The sequence below is a fragment of the Amycolatopsis sp. NBC_01307 genome, from assembly GCF_035975215.1.
In the GTDB taxonomy this organism is placed as follows: Bacteria; Actinomycetota; Actinomycetes; order Mycobacteriales; family Pseudonocardiaceae; genus Amycolatopsis.
This window is the reverse complement of the sequence record NZ_CP108403.1, coordinates 9,542,753-9,556,480: the sequence shown is the minus strand read 5'-3', so window position 1 is coordinate 9,556,480 and position 13,728 is coordinate 9,542,753. Positions and strand designations below refer to the sequence as shown.

The window sequence follows — 13,728 nt, the reverse complement described above, 5'->3', positions numbered from 1 at the left end:
CGGGTGACTCCCGCAACGCGAGCGGCCTACGTGAGGGAGGCGAGAAGGGCCTGGTAGGTCCGATCTTGATCACCGGCGGCCGCCGGGACGACCGTGATTCCGGGCCGCTGCGCGCAGAACTCGATCACGGCGTCGTACGCGGCGCTCACCTGCCGCTCGGTGAGACGGGCGGCCGACTCGATCTCCGACGAGCCCCGCTCGGCGACTCTTCGCACGACCTCGTCGCGACCGGGCAGCAGCAGGATCTCGTGGAACCTCGCGCCCGTCTCGCGGGCCAGCGCTTCGAGGCGTTCGGCGAACTCCGGCCGGGCCAGCAGCTGCGGCACGACGACGTCGTGACCGGCGGCGAGGTGTGTCCGGGCGGCGGCTACCGCGAGATCCCGGGCCAGCAGCCCCGCCGGACCCGGCGACTCGCGCCAGCCGCCGATCAGCGCGCGGACGCGGTCGACGTCCAGGGCCAGCGCCGGCGGGTGGTCGCCGGCGTAGCGCCGGGCGAGCGTCGACTTGCCGCTGCCCGGCGGGCCGTTGAGCAGGATGAGCCTCACCGCACCGGCGGCAGGAACCCGATCCGCTGGTACGTCTTGGCCAGCGTCTTCGAGGCCACCTCACGAGCGCGTTCCGCGCCCGCGGCGAGGACCTTGTCCAGCTCGGTCACATCGTCCAAATAGGACTTGACCCGGTCCTGGATCGGCGTCACCCACTCGACGAAGACCTCGCCGAGGTCCTTCTTCAGGTCGCCGTAACCCTTGCCCTCGTATGCGGCTTCGAGGTCCGGGATCGTGCGCTCGGCGAGCGCCGAGAAGATCGTCAGCAGGTTCGAGACACCCGCCTTGTTCTCGGCGTCGAACACGACCTCGCGGCCGGTGTCGGTGACCGCCGAGCGGATCTTCTTCGCCGAGCGCTTCGGGTCTTCGAGCAGCTCGACGAGGCCGTTCGCGGCGGACGCCGACTTGCTCATCTTGCTCGTCGGGTCCTGCAGGTCGTAGATCTTGGCCGTGTCCTTGATGATGTACGGCTCGGGCACGACGAACGTCTTGCCCAGCCGGTTGTTGAAGCGCTGCGCGAGGTCGCGCGTCAGCTCCAGGTGCTGGCGCTGGTCCTCGCCGACCGGGACCGCGTCCGCCTGGTAGAGCAGGATGTCCGCGGCCTGCAGGATCGGGTAGGTGAACAGGCCGACGCTGGAGCGGTCGGAGCCCTGCTTCGCGGACTTGTCCTTGAACTGCGTCATCCGGCCGGCCTCGCCGAACCCGGTCTGGCACTCCATGACCCAGCTCAGCTGGGCGTGCTCCGGCACGTGGCTCTGCACGAACAGGGCGCTGCGCTGCGGGTCGATGCCGATGGCGAGCAGCTGCGCGGCCGAGACGCGGGTGCGCTGGCGCAGCACCTTCGGGTCCTGCTCGACGGTGATCGCGTGCAGGTCGACCACGCAGTAGAACGGCTCGTGCGTGTCCTGCAGCCGCACCCACTGGCGCAGCGCGCCGAGGTAGTTGCCGAGGTGAAACGAGTCGGCGGTCGGCTGGATCCCGGACAGGACCCGCGGACGGCGGGCGGCTGCGATCTGCTCTTCGGACACGCTGGGATTCTTTCAGGCCGCGACGCACTGACGGCGTCGAGGGGCCTCAGGCGTGCGGGTGCGGGGCCAGGAACGGGCGCGTCGGACCGGTGTCGGGCTCGGACAGGACGGCCTCCGCCAGCGCCGTCACCGGGCCCGTGACCTCCGGGACGACCGGGACGGCCTCGACGATCTCGGCGGTGGAGCGGGTCTTGCGGCGCTGGCGCAGCACACCCAGCGTCATGCCGACGATGCCGAGCGCGACGGCGACCAGGCCGACCGGGCCCAGCACACCGAAGCTGTCGGTGTTGGTGTCGGCCTGCGCGGTCGTGACGTCGGCCAGCGCGACCCCACCGGCGGCCAGCAGGCCGGCCGGGACGAGGGCGAGGACCGCGACGGCGCGGAACCCGCGCAGCGTGGACCGCATCAGGAGATGACCTGGGTTGCGCACCGGAGTGCCTCCCGCGAGTGACGAGCGAAACGCTCACCCAAATGAGTGAGACGCTGCGTGCTACTGGTCAAAAAACTACCGAGCGTGTCAAGGCCTGAAGACCCGCTCGACTCGGGGGCCGAGACTAGCGCCCATCTCGTACCACGATCCGGGCACCCCCAGGGTTCACAGCGATCACCCGAACGGTGTTGCGGAGGACGGAACGCTCATACCCAGAGTAGAAGCTGACCGATCGTTGTCCGGCCCTTGGTCACCCGTTCATCGCAACATCACCTCACGTTCTGCCGTTTGCCGCAGTTCACACTGCTCCGATCGCGGCCTCTTCGCCGTGACCCCGTTTCACTCGTTGGTGATTGGTCTATACCTCTTCACGTAACTCCGAAAGAATTCACGGCTTGGTCGGACCGCGCACGACCGGCATGACCAGAGGAGTCCCAGCATGTCGATCCCACGGTTCCTGAAGCTCGCCGGAGTGGCGGTGAGCGCACTCGCCGCCACCGCCGCGGCCGTCGTGCTCCCCACCGCGACCGCGTCCGCCGCACCGGCCACTTCGGACGCCGCGTTCGTGGTCAGCGAGGCCCAGTTCGACCAGATCTTCCCGGGCCGCAACAGCTTCTACACCTACAGCGGCCTGACGGCGGCGCTCGACGCGTACCCCGGCTTCGCGAACACCGGTGACGACACCGTGAAGAAGCAGGAAGCGGCCGCGTTCCTGGCCAACGTCAACCACGAGACCGGCGGTCTCGTCTACGTCGTCGAGCAGAACACCGCGAACTACCCGCACTACTGCGACACCAGCCAGTCCTACGGCTGCCCGGCGGGCACCGCGGCCTACTACGGCCGCGGCCCGATCCAGCTGAGCTGGAACTTCAACTACAAGGCCGCGGGCGACTCGCTCGGCATCGACCTGCTGAACAACCCGTACCTGGTCGAACAGGACGCGGCCGTCGCGTGGAAGACCGGCCTCTGGTACTGGAACACGCAGACCGGCCCGGGCACGATGACCCCGCACGACGCGATGGTGAACCAGCGCGGCTTCGGCGAGACCATCCGCAGCATCAACGGGTCCATCGAGTGCAACGGCGGCAACCCGGCGCAGGTCCAGAGCCGGGTCGACAAGTACACGCAGATCACCGGGATCCTCGGCGTGCCGACGGGTGACAACCTGTCCTGCTGAGCCCCTCCGGCGCGGCGAACAGGGCCTTCCCCCACGGGGAGGCCCTGTTCGCGTTCACGGGGTGTCGTACTCCCGCAGCAGCTTGCGCAGGACGTCGTCGAGCAGGCCGAGTTCCTTGCCCCGCAACGAAGAGAGCAGCTCGGTGACGTTCGCGGTGTGCTCGGTCATCGCCGCGTCGACGACCTCGAAACCCTTGTCCGTCAGGCGGATGCGGAAACTGCGGCGGTCGTTCGGATCGAGCGTGCGCTCGACGAAGCCGGCGGCTTCGAGCCGGTCGAGGCGGCTCGTCATGCCGGCGCGGGACATCATCAGCGTCGCGGACAGCTCCGACGGGATCAGCGTGTAGGGCTTCCCGGAGCGGCGCAGCGCGGCCAGGACGTCGAACTCCCCGCGTTGCAGGCCGAACTTGCCGAAGACGCGCTCCTGCGCCGGGCCGAGCACGAGGCTCAGCCGGCTGAGCCGGCCGGCGACGCCGATGGCGGTCAGGTCGAGGTCGGGCCGTTCGCTGGCCCACGCCGACACCACGGCGTCGACGGCGTCTTCGTCAGTCACGCGGGCAGTCTATTCGCTCCCAGATAGTTTGACAGCGAACTATCAGCCGTGGAACCATCTCCGGCATGACAACCTTGCTGGTACGCCACGACGAAGCCGAGCAGCTCGGCACCACGCCCGACACGATGACGCTGCTGGCCGACGTCTCCCGGACGGACGGGCACCTGAGCACCAACCGCGCGTCGCTGGGCCGCGGGCGCGACGGCGCGACGCCGCACTTCCACACGGCGTCGGCGGAGATGTTCTTCATGCTCGACGGGGAGCTGGAGGTCCTTCAGGACGACGAGGTGGTGACCGTGCGAACGGGCGACATGCTGTTCGTGCCGCCGCACACGACGCACGCCTTCGGCGCGTCTTCGCGGTCCGGCGCGGACGTGCTGATCGTGTTCACGCCCGGCGTCGAGCGGTTCGAGTACTTCCGGCTGATCGACCGCATCCGGCGCGGCGAGGCGTCACCGGCGGAGATCCTGGCGTCGCAGGAGCGGTTCGACAACCACTTCGTGGACAGCGAAACCTGGCGCGCGGCCCGCGCGGCCTAGATGTCGTAGGTGGCGGTGACGGGCGCGTGGTCGGACCAACGCTGGTCGTAGGCGGCGGCGCGCTCGACGACGACGGACACGACCTTCTCGGCGAGCCCGGGGGTGGCGAGCTGGCAGTCGATGCGCCAGCCGGAGTCGTTGTCGAAGGCCTGGCCGCGGTAGGACCACCAGGTGTAGGGCCCGGGGCCGTCGGGATCGAGGCGCCGCTGGACGTCGGCGTAGCCGGCCTCGGTGTAGACGCGGCCGAGCCACTCGCGTTCCTCGGGCAGGAAACCGGAGTTCTTGCGGTTGCCGCGCCAGTTCTTGAGGTCGGCGTTGTCGTAGGCGATGTTCCAGTCCCCGACGACGACGACCTCCCGCCCATCCGCGGCGGCCTTGGCCCGCAGCTCGACGAGGTAGGGCAGGAACGCGGCCATGAAGCGTTCCTTTTCGTCCTGGCGCTCGGTACCGACATCCCCGCTGGGCAGGTAGAGACTCGCGACGACGACCTTCGGCAGGTGGACCTCGAGGTAGCGCCCGCTGTCCTCGAACTCGGGCTCCCCGAAACCGACCCGCACGGCATCGGGCTCCACACGGCTGTAGACGGCGACACCGTTGCGCCCCTTCGCGGCGGAGGGAGCGTGCGCCGCGAACCAGCCATCGGGGTCGACGACGCCCGCGGGAAGCTGCTCCGCGGTGGCACGCACCTCCTGGCAGGCGACAACGTCGGCCTTGGTGGCGGCAAGCCACTCGACGAAGCCCTTTTTGGCGGCGGCGCGAAGGCCGTTGACGTTCACGGTGGAGACGGTCAGCACGAACAGCACGCTACCGGCCGGGGTGCGGGTGGCTGTGGCGCCGGGTCGGGTGTGCGGTGTTTCGCGGCCTGGCGCGGCGTCGGCGGTCGCGGGCATGGCGCCCTTCGGGCGCGCGCCGTGTTCCGGGCGGCGAAATCAGGGCGAGGGACGCGGCCGCTCTGTCAGACTGCGGGCATGAGCCGGCTGACGGTGCTCGGCAGTTGCGGGGCGTTCCCGGAGGCCGGGCGGGCGTGCACCGGGTTCCTGCTCGAACACGATGGATTCCGCGTCGTGCTGGACCTCGGGTACGGCGCCGCCTCGCGGTTGTTCGCGCACAGCCGGGACCGGCTGCCCGACGCCGTCGTCGTGACGCACGAACACCCCGACCACTGCGCGGATGTGAGCGCGCTCGGTCGAGCCTGGCACTTCACCGTCCAGGATCGGTCGCCCGGCCGGCCGCGGCTGCCGTTGCACTGCACGCCCGGCACCGTCCGGCGGCTCGAAGCGCTGGAGCCGCGCCCGGACCCGAGCGAGCTGTTCGAGGTGCACGACCTCGGCGAGCCGACGGCGCTCGGACCGTTCCGGCTCACGACGTTCGCGCTGCCGCACCACCTGCCGAGCTTCGGCGTGCGGCTCACCGCGCCCGGGCTGACGGTGGCGTACACCGGCGACACGGGCCCGTCGCCGGTGCTGGCGGACCTGGGCCGCGACGCGGACCTGCTCGTCAGCGACGCCACCCACCGGACGCCACCCGACGGCCCCCGCTTCCTGCTGACCGCGGCGGAGGCCGGCCACTGGGCAGCAGCCGCCGGCGCCCGACGGCTCCTGCTCACCCATTTCTGGCCGGGCACCGACCGAGTCGCGGCGGCAGCCGAGGCCGGCGCCGAGTTCGACGGGGAAGTGCTGGTCGCGGAGGAGGATCTCACCGTCGTGCTCTGACCCCCGTCAGGCACGGTCCCCGGGCTCGATCCTCCCCCGGACGACCTACGCGAGCACCCCGCGCTCCCCAGCTCGGTGTGCCGCCATTCCCGGCCGCCGCTCAGCCGGCTCATGCGCCCGCGAAACTCCCCCTGGAGACTCCGCGGACGCCGCCGCCGCCGTGGCGCACCCAATCACCCAGCCAACCCCTCCTCCCTCGGCAATCCCCTCGCCGACCTCCGGATTCCGATGGGATCAGTTCTAACACCCACCACCGACAAAAAAGGCGCCTTGACGCCATAAGCTACGAGCCTTAGCTTTAAAGCTATGCCAAGTAGCCAGAGTCATGTCGCCTAGGGCCGGGCTCACCACCAAAACCGTCGTCGACCTCGCGCTCGTGCTCGTCGACGAGCACGGGACCGATGAACTGACCCTCGCCAAGGTCGCCGAGCGGGCCGGGGTGGCCGCGCCCTCGCTCTACAAGCACGTCAAGAACCTCGCCGACCTGCGGCGGCTCGTCGATCTGCGGGTGGTTCAGGAGATGGCCGACGTCCTGCGCACCGCCGCCACCGGGCGCGCGGGGGACCAAGCCGTCGGGGCGCTCGCCGACGGCTATCGCGGCTACCTGCGGGAACACCCGCGCCGGACCGGTGCTCTCACCGCCGATCCGGACCGTGGGGACGTCGAACTGAGCACCGCGACCCACGCCGTCGCCGAGGTCGTCTTCGCCGTGCTCCGGCCCTTCGGCTTCGACCACGCGCGGGCCGTGCACGCGACGCGCTGTCTTCGCGCCGCCGTCCACGGCTTCGCCGGGCTCGAGGCCTCCGGCGGCTTCGGGCGGCCCGAAGACGTCGACGAGAGCTTCGAAGTCCTCAAGACCATGCTCGTCCAAGGCCTGAAAACCTATGCAGAGAAAGAGAATCCACGATGACGTTCATCATCGCCGTGCTCCTGTTCACCGTCGGGCTCGGTGTGCTCGACGCCCGCTTCCCCTGGACGGCGGCCCGCCGATGATCGCCGGGCACTTCGGGCTGGCGGCCGCGGTCAAGGCCGGCCGCCCGGCCATTCCCGTGTGGACGCTCATGCTCGCCACCGCGTGGCTGGACGTCGTATTCGTGCCGCTCTACCTGTCCGGCGTCGAGACGATCGACGGCGAAGGGTACGGCGGCGGCGTCATCCACGCCGACTACACGCACTCCCTCGTCGGCGCGCTCGTGCTCGCCGCGTTGTTCGGCGCCGTCGCCGCGTGGCGGCTCGGCCGGGAAGCCGGCCTGGTCCTCGGCGGCGTCGTGTTCTCGCACTGGCTGCTCGACCTCGTCGTGCACCGCGCGGACCTGCCGATCCTGCCCGGCAACGCGGGCGACCTGCCGACGTTCGGCTTCGGGCTCTGGCGGCTGCCCGCCGTCTCGGCCGTCGTCGAACTGCTGATGCTGGTGGTCGGCATCGGCCTCTACTGGCGCGCCGCGGCCAAGCGCGACCCGAAACGCGCGCGGGTACTGGGGCTGACCGCCGCGCTGTGCGGCGTCATCACCCTCGGCACCGACCTCCTGGGCGTCTGACCGGGACGATCAGCAGGCGGACCCGGCGACCGGCTCGGTGAACGCGGCGGCGACCCACTTGTCGTCGGCCACCTTCCGGAAGCCGTTCTGGACACCCGGCAGCGCGTCGAACTGGGCGTCACGCAGGTACTTCCCGACGACCTTCGCGTTGCCGTCGGCGGATTCGCGGGCGTTGAGGACGTCCGCGATCACCGTGACCTTGCAGCCGGTGGCCGACGCCCCGGCGGACGCTTGCTTGTTCGTGTTCAACGCGTAGATGACGATGACCGCGACGATGGCACCGACGATGATCAGCGTTTTCTTCGACATACGAGGACCACGCCTTCCTTCACCACGAATCCCGTCCTGCACGTCAGGGTAGGCAATCCTTTACCCAGACGAATAGCGCCGGGCGGCGTAACCACCCGGAGGCGCCAATCAAGGGCCTCCGATGGTTACGCAGTGTGCTCGGCCGAACCACGCAAAAGCCCCCTTCCCGACATTCCGGGAAGGGGGCTTTCGTCCGATCGATCAGCCCTGGGCGATCTTCTTGGCCAGGTTGTCGTCCAGCGTCGCGAGGAACTCCTCGGTCGTCTGGAACGGCTGGTCCTTGCTGATGAGCAGCGCCAGGTCCTTCGTCATCTGGCCGGACTCGACCGTCTCGACGACGACCTCTTCCAGCTTGTTGGCGAAGCCGATGAGCTCGGAGTTGCCGTCCAGCTTGCCGCGGTGCTCGAGGCCGCGGGTCCAGGCGTAGATCGACGCGATCGGGTTCGTCGACGTCGGCTTGCCCTGCTGGTGCTGGCGGTAGTGCCGGGTGACCGTGCCGTGCGCGGCCTCGGCCTCGACGGTCCGGCCGTCCGGTGTGCGCAGCACCGACGTCATCAGGCCGAGCGAGCCGAAGCCCTGCGCGACCGTGTCGGACTGGACGTCACCGTCGTAGTTCTTGCACGCCCAGACGTAGCCGCCCTCCCACTTCATCGCCGCGGCGACCATGTCGTCGATCAGGCGGTGCTCGTAGGAGATGCCCTTGGCGTCGAAGTCGGCCTTGAACTCGGCCTGGAAGATCTCCTCGAAGACGTCCTTGAACTGGCCGTCGTAGGCCTTGAGGATCGTGTTCTTGGTGGAGAGGTACACCGGCAGGCCGCGGTCGAGGCCGTACTGGAGCGAGGCGCGCGCGAAGTCCTCGATCGACTTCTTGTAGTTGTACATCCCCATGGCGACGCCGCCGCCCTCGGGGAACTTCGCGACCTCGAACTCCATCGGCTCGGAGCCGTCGTCCGGGGTGTAGCTGATGGTCAGCGTGCCCGGGCCGGGGACCTTGAAGTTGGTCGCCTTGTACTGGTCGCCGTGGGCGTGACGGCCGATGATGATCGGCTTCGTCCACGTCGGCACCAGCCGCGGGATGTTCTGGATGACGATCGGCTCGCGGAAGATCACGCCACCGAGGATGTTGCGGATGGTCCCGTTCGGGGACAGCCACATCTTCTTGAGGCCGAACTCTTCGACGCGCGCTTCGTCCGGGGTGATCGTGGCGCACTTGACGCCGACGCCGTGCTTCTTGATGGCGTTCGCGGAGTCGATGGTGACCTGGTCGTCGGTGCGGTCCCGCTCCTCGATACCCAGGTCGTAGTAGTCCAGGTTCACGTCCAGGTACGGGTGGATCAGCTTGTCCTTGATGAACTGCCAGATAATGCGGGTCATCTCATCGCCGTCGAGTTCGACGACGGTGCCCTGGACCTTGATCTTGGCCATGAGCAGCGGTGCTCCTTCCGCGGATCTTCGCGTTCTTCTTCTACGTCTCGCCGGTAGCGGTACAAGCGTACTGCTTGACGCAGCTGGATGGTTCAAGTAGTGGTCGGCATCAAGTCTCCACCCGTGGATTGTGGCCGGGATCACCGGGCACGACCTGCCGGTCACCCGATCCGACCGCTCGCCGAGCGATCGTCGCGCCGATGGGGTGAACCAGGGCACGATGCCATCCGTGAACTCATCATGCGGGAGGTGACGGCCATGTCGACCCATCGGTACGCCGAATACGAAGACGAATACGACGACTACGACGACACCCCGGACGTGCTCGAAGAACGGCCGCGCCGCGGCGTCGCCCACCTGGTGAGCGCGCTGGGCGGGCTCCTGCTCACCCCGGTCGCGCTGGGCCTGCTGAGCTGGGGCGGGCTGCGGCAGCAGCAGCTGATCCAGGCCACCCTGAGCACCAACCGCGACCCGCTCGGCATCGCGCTGCTGGCCGGCGGCGCGATCCTGCTGCTGCTCGTCGCCGCGCTCGGCGCGCTGTCCGCCGCCGGCCCGATCCTGGGCGGGCTGATCTACGGCGTGCTGCCCGGCGTCGCCGCGATGGCCGTGCCCGAATGGGGCTTCAAGCTGGTGAACCTGATGCCGAAGAGCGACATCGCCTACGGCGTCATGGACTTCCTGTTCATCGGCGGGCTGCTGGGGGTCGGCTTCCTGCTCGTCGGCAGCGGGCTGGCCAACGCGCTGGTCCGGCGGCGCCGCGAAGCCTGACGCGCGCCGATGGCAAAATCGGCGGATGGGACTGTTCACCGTCGCGGAAGCGTGTGACGAACTGGCGCGGCTGCGGCCGGTCCTCGACGAGCTGGTGCGCGTCCGCGCCGACGCGGCCGAGCTCGCCGCGTCACTGCGGCCGGGTGGCCGGGCGACGGTGCTGGGCGGGCTGCCCGAGTGGAAGGCCGCGCAGGCCCGGCTCGACGACCTGATGACGACGGTGCAGCACACCGGCGCCGAGCTGAAGGGCTTCGCGCCGCTGCTGGTCGACTTCCCGGCCGAGCTGGACGGCGTCGACGTCCTGCTGTGCTGGCTGGAGGGCGATCCGGAGCTGGGCTGGTACCACCGCACGGATCTGGGGTTCGCGGGCCGCCGGCGACTGAAAACCGCTGGTCCGCCCGGCTAGGTTGGGTGCTGTGGACCACGACACCAGAGCCGATTTCTTCGACAGCACAGCCGAGAACTACGACGAAGACACCTTCCACGCTTCGGTGGCGGAAGCGCTGGTCCTACCCCTGCCGGAGGGGCCTGAGCTGGTCCTCGACGTCGCGTGCGGGACGGGCTTCGCGGCGTACGCGGCGTTGCGGCTGAAGCCCTCGCGGGTGCTCGCCGTGGACCTGTCGCCGGCGATGCTCGCGCGGGCCGAGGCGAAGGCTCCGTTGCAGGACCCGTCGGGGGTGGTCACGTGGCAGGCGGGACCGGCGGTCCCGATGCCGGTCGAGGACCACACGGCCGACGTCGTGCTGTGCGCGTCGTCGCTGCACTTCCTGGGCGCGGTGGCCTTCGCCGACTGGCGCCGCGTGCTGCGCCCGGGCGGCCGGCTGGCGTTCTCGGTGGTGTCGGGCCTGCGGTTCCGGCCGTCGGGGCAGTTCGAGGCGTTCGTCCCGCGGGACCTCACGTTCCCGACAGACGAAACCGAGGCGGCGGCGCTGGCCGCGGGGTTCGTGGACGTCTCGGCGACGACGTTCGCGGTCGGGACACGGAGTGTCTTCGTGGTGCACGCGACGGCTCCGTGAATCTTGACCTGACGCGGTTCGCCGACGGCCGTCTGACGGCGGTCACGACGGACGGGAGCCGCGTCTCGCTGCGGTTGGAAGCGCACACCGGAGGGCGGTTCGTGCCCGGTGAGGTTTCCGTCTTCGAGGTCTACGAGCTGAGTACCGACCGCGGTGAACTGACGATGGCCGGACCGCCGGCCGCGGACCACACGATGGAAGAGCCGTCGTGCTGGGAAGCCGACGGGCTGACGACAGTCGAGTTCTTCGCGCCCCTCCGGATTCGCGTGACGGCTTCCGCGTTCGAGCTGACGCTGCTGCGGACGGACCGTCGTCCGGTGCTGGCGAAACCGAGCGCAAACGCTTGCACCTTGCGGCTCACCGCCCCGCCGGATCCCGCGCGGTGGCAGGAGGCGCTCGGCCTCACGGTGGCTTGGCGGATTCTCGGCGGGGACGCGGGCACGCCCGCCGATCCCGACGGCTGGTTCCTCCAGCGCCGGGACCGGCTGGCGACGTCCCGCACCGGTGTCTTCTGCCGGACCGCCGGGGACCGCGTGACCCTCGAGCGGTACCACGCCGACGACGAGCTGTGGCAGGCCGTCCGGCTGCTCGCCGCCGAGAGCGCGAGCCGCGTGTGGTGTGGGAACTGCGTGTTCGCCCCGGCCGACTGGATCATCTGGCTGACGACCGGGGCGCTGCCGCCGCTGGAGCGCCTCGTGCCGTGAGGGGCACCCTCAGGGACCTAAGCGCCCTGAGGGTGCCCCTCAGGGACTTCAGGCGTGGAAGTGCGCCTCGCCGTGGGTGGCCGGGCCGTCCGGGGTGCCGCAGTGCTGGACGAACGTCGCGTCGAGGTCCGTCACCTTGCCGTCGGCCGCCCGGTCGAGGCGGTCGATCGTGAACTCGGCGTAGTCGTCGCCACAGGCGAAGCCGCCGGTCACCGTGAAGAAACCCGGGTTCGCCGTGGCCGGGTCCGACGACCAGCGGAATCGTGCTCCCGTGTAGGTCCCGGTGTGCAGCGTCTCGCCCGCCGGCGCGCTCAGCTCGACCCGCAGGTCCTCGAAGCCGGACTGGACGTCGATCTTCAGGATGCCTTCGTTCACCCAGACACGGATCTCGTCGCCGGGTCCGCTGTAGTTCGCGAAGCTCTTCAGCGGCCAGGCGCCGTCATCCGAGGTGTAGGCGACCGTCGACACCGGATCCGCCGACGCCACCGGCACGAAAGCGAGACCCAGCGCCAGCGTGGACGCGGCGAGAACACCGGTGCGCAGCAAGGATTTCATCAACAAACCTCCCCAGTCAGGGCCGCCTCCCGCGGCACTGATGGCGATGATGGCACCGGCCACCCGGCGCGCGCCGGGTTTGCGCGGTTCGCCACTTTTCGGCGGGCCTTGCAACCGTTTCCGGTGTTCCGCTCACCGGTGCAGGGACGCGCCCTTGAGGATCTTGTCGACGGCGTTCTTCGGGCCGTGCACCGCGAGGCCGGCCAGCGCGAGCTTCTCCCCCGGCACCGCGCGGACCGCGGCCCGGTTGTCGTCGTCGTTGCCCGTGTGGAACAGCTCGTCGGTGAAGATCGAGATGCGCAGGCCGCGGCCGAGCGCGCGGCCGTGCGCCGCGGTCAGAACGTCCCCGGTGCCGGAAAAGACCAGCACCGGCTGGCCGAACATCGGCAGGTACGCCGTGCCGTCGGCGTCTTCGTAGGGCCCGCCCATCAGCTCGGGCGTGACGTGCGCGATGCCGCTGACCAGGAACGCCGTGACGTTGAGCCGTTGCCAGGACGCCAGGTCGTCCCGCAGCAGGACGGCGATCTTCGTGTCGAAGGAACTCATGCGAAAAGCGTCGCCCGCCGCCGACGCCCGCGTCTTGTACGTTCTTGACATGGAGGCGCGCGTCTCGGCTTGGCGGCCGGCGGTCCCGGGGATCGCCGAGGTCTTCCACGCGCGGTTCACCACCCACGCCTACCCGCTGCACACGCACGACACGTGGACGCTGCTGATCGTCGACGACGGCGTCATCCGCTACGACCTCGACCGCCACCACCACGGCGCGCTCGGCCCGGCGGTGACGCTGCTGCCGCCGAACGTCGCCCACGACGGGCGCGCCGCGACCAGCCACGGCTTCCGCAAGCGCGTGCTGTACCTGGACGCGCCGGTGCTGGGCGAGGACCTGATCGGCGCCGCGGTCGACCGCCCGAGCCTCGCCGACGGCCTGCTGCGCACCCGGATCCACCAGCTGCACGAGTCCCTGGCCGACGCGGGTGACGCCTTCGAAGCCGAAAGCCGGCTCGTGCTGGTGGCCGACCGGCTGCGCACCCACCTCGGGCGACCCGCGGCCCACGAACCGAAGCGCGGCCTCGCCGACGAGCTGCGTGACCTGCTCGACGCGAAGCTGCCCGAAGCGATGACGCTCGCCGAAGCGGCGGACACGCTCGGCGCGCACCCCGCGTACCTCGTGCGCTGCTTCGGCGCGCGGTTCGGCCTGCCGCCGCACCGCTACCTGACCGGCCGCCGCGTCGACCGCGCGCGGCGGCTGCTGCTCGACGGCACTCCCGCCGCCGACGTCGCCACGGCCGCCGGCTTCACCGACCAGGCGCACCTGACGCGGCACTTCAAGCGCTACCTGGGCACGACGCCGGCGCGGTACTCGAAGCCCCGCTGACCGGCCCGGGCGAACCCGCGCGACGGAGCACGTTGGGAGACGGCGCTTGTGTCAA

General features: G+C 70.0%; 19 protein-coding genes. 10 read left to right on the top strand and 9 right to left on the bottom strand.

The annotated features are described in order from the left end of the window. Positions 1-26 precede the first annotated feature (26 nt). From OG439_RS42970 to OG439_RS42960, 3 genes are read right to left on the bottom strand one after another with little or no spacing between them, the layout of a single operon-like run. Positions 27-545, bottom strand: coding sequence for an ATP-binding protein (locus tag OG439_RS42970; protein ID WP_326946122.1), 519 nt, complete (start codon positions 543-545; stop codon positions 27-29). Then, positions 542-1,573, bottom strand: a complete 1,032-nt coding sequence (gene trpS, locus OG439_RS42965) for a tryptophan--tRNA ligase (RefSeq protein ID WP_247060740.1) — start codon at positions 1,571-1,573, stop codon at positions 542-544. Before trpS ends, OG439_RS42970 begins: the two co-directional genes overlap by 4 nt. Positions 1,574-1,619: 46 nt before the next feature. Next, complete coding sequence (locus OG439_RS42960) at positions 1,620-1,979, bottom strand: hypothetical protein (RefSeq protein WP_326946121.1); 360 nt, start codon at positions 1,977-1,979, stop codon at positions 1,620-1,622. 463 nt (positions 1,980-2,442) lie between these two features. Between OG439_RS42960 and OG439_RS42955 the strand changes: the two genes are divergently transcribed. Continuing rightward, positions 2,443-3,180: a chitinase gene (locus tag OG439_RS42955; protein WP_326946120.1), complete on the top strand. Its 738-nt coding sequence runs from the start codon at positions 2,443-2,445 to the stop codon at positions 3,178-3,180. Between the two features lie 54 nt (positions 3,181-3,234). Here the strand turns inward: OG439_RS42955 and OG439_RS42950 are convergent, their stop codons facing one another. Next, positions 3,235-3,732, bottom strand: coding sequence for a MarR family winged helix-turn-helix transcriptional regulator (locus tag OG439_RS42950; RefSeq protein WP_326946119.1), 498 nt, complete (start codon positions 3,730-3,732; stop codon positions 3,235-3,237). Positions 3,733-3,797: 65 nt separating this feature from the next. Between OG439_RS42950 and OG439_RS42945 the strand changes: the two genes are divergently transcribed. Then, a complete protein-coding gene (locus OG439_RS42945; protein ID WP_247060735.1) occupies positions 3,798-4,271 on the top strand; it encodes a cupin domain-containing protein in 474 nt (157 codons plus the stop codon). Here the strand turns inward: OG439_RS42945 and OG439_RS42940 are convergent. Further along, positions 4,268-5,074 (bottom strand): exodeoxyribonuclease III, encoded by an 807-nt coding sequence (locus OG439_RS42940; RefSeq protein ID WP_326951752.1) that lies wholly within the window; start codon positions 5,072-5,074, stop codon positions 4,268-4,270. The genes OG439_RS42945 and OG439_RS42940 overlap by 4 nt on opposite strands. A 165-nt stretch (positions 5,075-5,239) precedes the next feature. Here OG439_RS42940 and OG439_RS42935 point away from each other — a divergent pair, with 165 nt between their 5' ends. The 3 genes from OG439_RS42935 to OG439_RS42925 all read left to right on the top strand — a co-directional run bounded on the left by OG439_RS42935 (position 5,240) and on the right by OG439_RS42925 (position 7,521). Then, on the top strand, positions 5,240-5,983 hold the full coding sequence (locus OG439_RS42935; protein ID WP_326946118.1) for an MBL fold metallo-hydrolase: 744 nt from the start codon (positions 5,240-5,242) through the stop codon (positions 5,981-5,983). 325 nt (positions 5,984-6,308) lie between these two features. Continuing rightward, the gene (locus OG439_RS42930) at positions 6,309-6,893 is read left to right on the top strand and encodes a TetR/AcrR family transcriptional regulator (protein ID WP_326946117.1); all 585 of its coding nucleotides are present in this window, start codon (positions 6,309-6,311) and stop codon (positions 6,891-6,893) included. A gap of 79 nt (positions 6,894-6,972) precedes the next feature. Then, positions 6,973-7,521 (top strand): permease, encoded by a 549-nt coding sequence (locus OG439_RS42925; RefSeq protein WP_326946116.1) that lies wholly within the window; start codon positions 6,973-6,975, stop codon positions 7,519-7,521. A gap of 9 nt (positions 7,522-7,530) precedes the next feature. Here OG439_RS42925 and OG439_RS42920 read toward each other — a convergent pair whose 3' ends face one another. Continuing rightward, positions 7,531-7,830, bottom strand: coding sequence for an SH3 domain-containing protein (locus OG439_RS42920; RefSeq protein ID WP_326946115.1), 300 nt, complete (start codon positions 7,828-7,830; stop codon positions 7,531-7,533). Positions 7,831-8,031: 201 nt separating this feature from the next. Next, positions 8,032-9,255, bottom strand: a complete 1,224-nt coding sequence (locus tag OG439_RS42915) for an NADP-dependent isocitrate dehydrogenase (RefSeq protein ID WP_326946114.1) — start codon at positions 9,253-9,255, stop codon at positions 8,032-8,034. A gap of 258 nt (positions 9,256-9,513) precedes the next feature. Between OG439_RS42915 and OG439_RS42910 the strand changes: the two genes are divergently transcribed. The 4 genes from OG439_RS42910 to OG439_RS42895 are packed head-to-tail and all read left to right on the top strand — an operon-like array spanning position 9,514 to position 11,743. Then, positions 9,514-10,023: a hypothetical protein gene (locus tag OG439_RS42910; RefSeq protein WP_247060728.1), complete on the top strand. Its 510-nt coding sequence runs from the start codon at positions 9,514-9,516 to the stop codon at positions 10,021-10,023. 25 nt (positions 10,024-10,048) lie between these two features. Continuing rightward, positions 10,049-10,429 carry a DUF2203 domain-containing protein gene (locus OG439_RS42905; protein WP_326946113.1) on the top strand — a complete coding sequence of 127 codons (381 nt, stop codon included), beginning with the start codon at positions 10,049-10,051 and terminating at the stop codon, positions 10,427-10,429. Positions 10,430-10,439: 10 nt separating this feature from the next. Then, a complete protein-coding gene (locus tag OG439_RS42900; protein ID WP_326946112.1) occupies positions 10,440-11,039 on the top strand; it encodes a class I SAM-dependent methyltransferase in 600 nt (199 codons plus the stop codon). Continuing rightward, positions 11,036-11,743 carry a hypothetical protein gene (locus tag OG439_RS42895; protein ID WP_326946111.1) on the top strand — a complete coding sequence of 236 codons (708 nt, stop codon included), beginning with the start codon at positions 11,036-11,038 and terminating at the stop codon, positions 11,741-11,743. The genes OG439_RS42900 and OG439_RS42895 overlap by 4 nt, the downstream gene beginning before the upstream one ends. Before the next feature lie 48 nt (positions 11,744-11,791). Here OG439_RS42895 and OG439_RS42890 read toward each other — a convergent pair whose 3' ends face one another. Then, positions 11,792-12,298, bottom strand: coding sequence for a hypothetical protein (locus OG439_RS42890; RefSeq protein WP_326946110.1), 507 nt, complete (start codon positions 12,296-12,298; stop codon positions 11,792-11,794). A gap of 132 nt (positions 12,299-12,430) precedes the next feature. Beyond that, positions 12,431-12,844, bottom strand: coding sequence for a DUF2000 domain-containing protein (locus OG439_RS42885; protein WP_326946109.1), 414 nt, complete (start codon positions 12,842-12,844; stop codon positions 12,431-12,433). Between the two features lie 49 nt (positions 12,845-12,893). On the opposite strand from OG439_RS42885, the gene OG439_RS42880 reads away from it, so the two are divergent. Next, on the top strand, positions 12,894-13,673 hold the full coding sequence (locus OG439_RS42880; protein ID WP_326946108.1) for a helix-turn-helix domain-containing protein: 780 nt from the start codon (positions 12,894-12,896) through the stop codon (positions 13,671-13,673). Positions 13,674-13,728 lie beyond the last annotated feature (55 nt).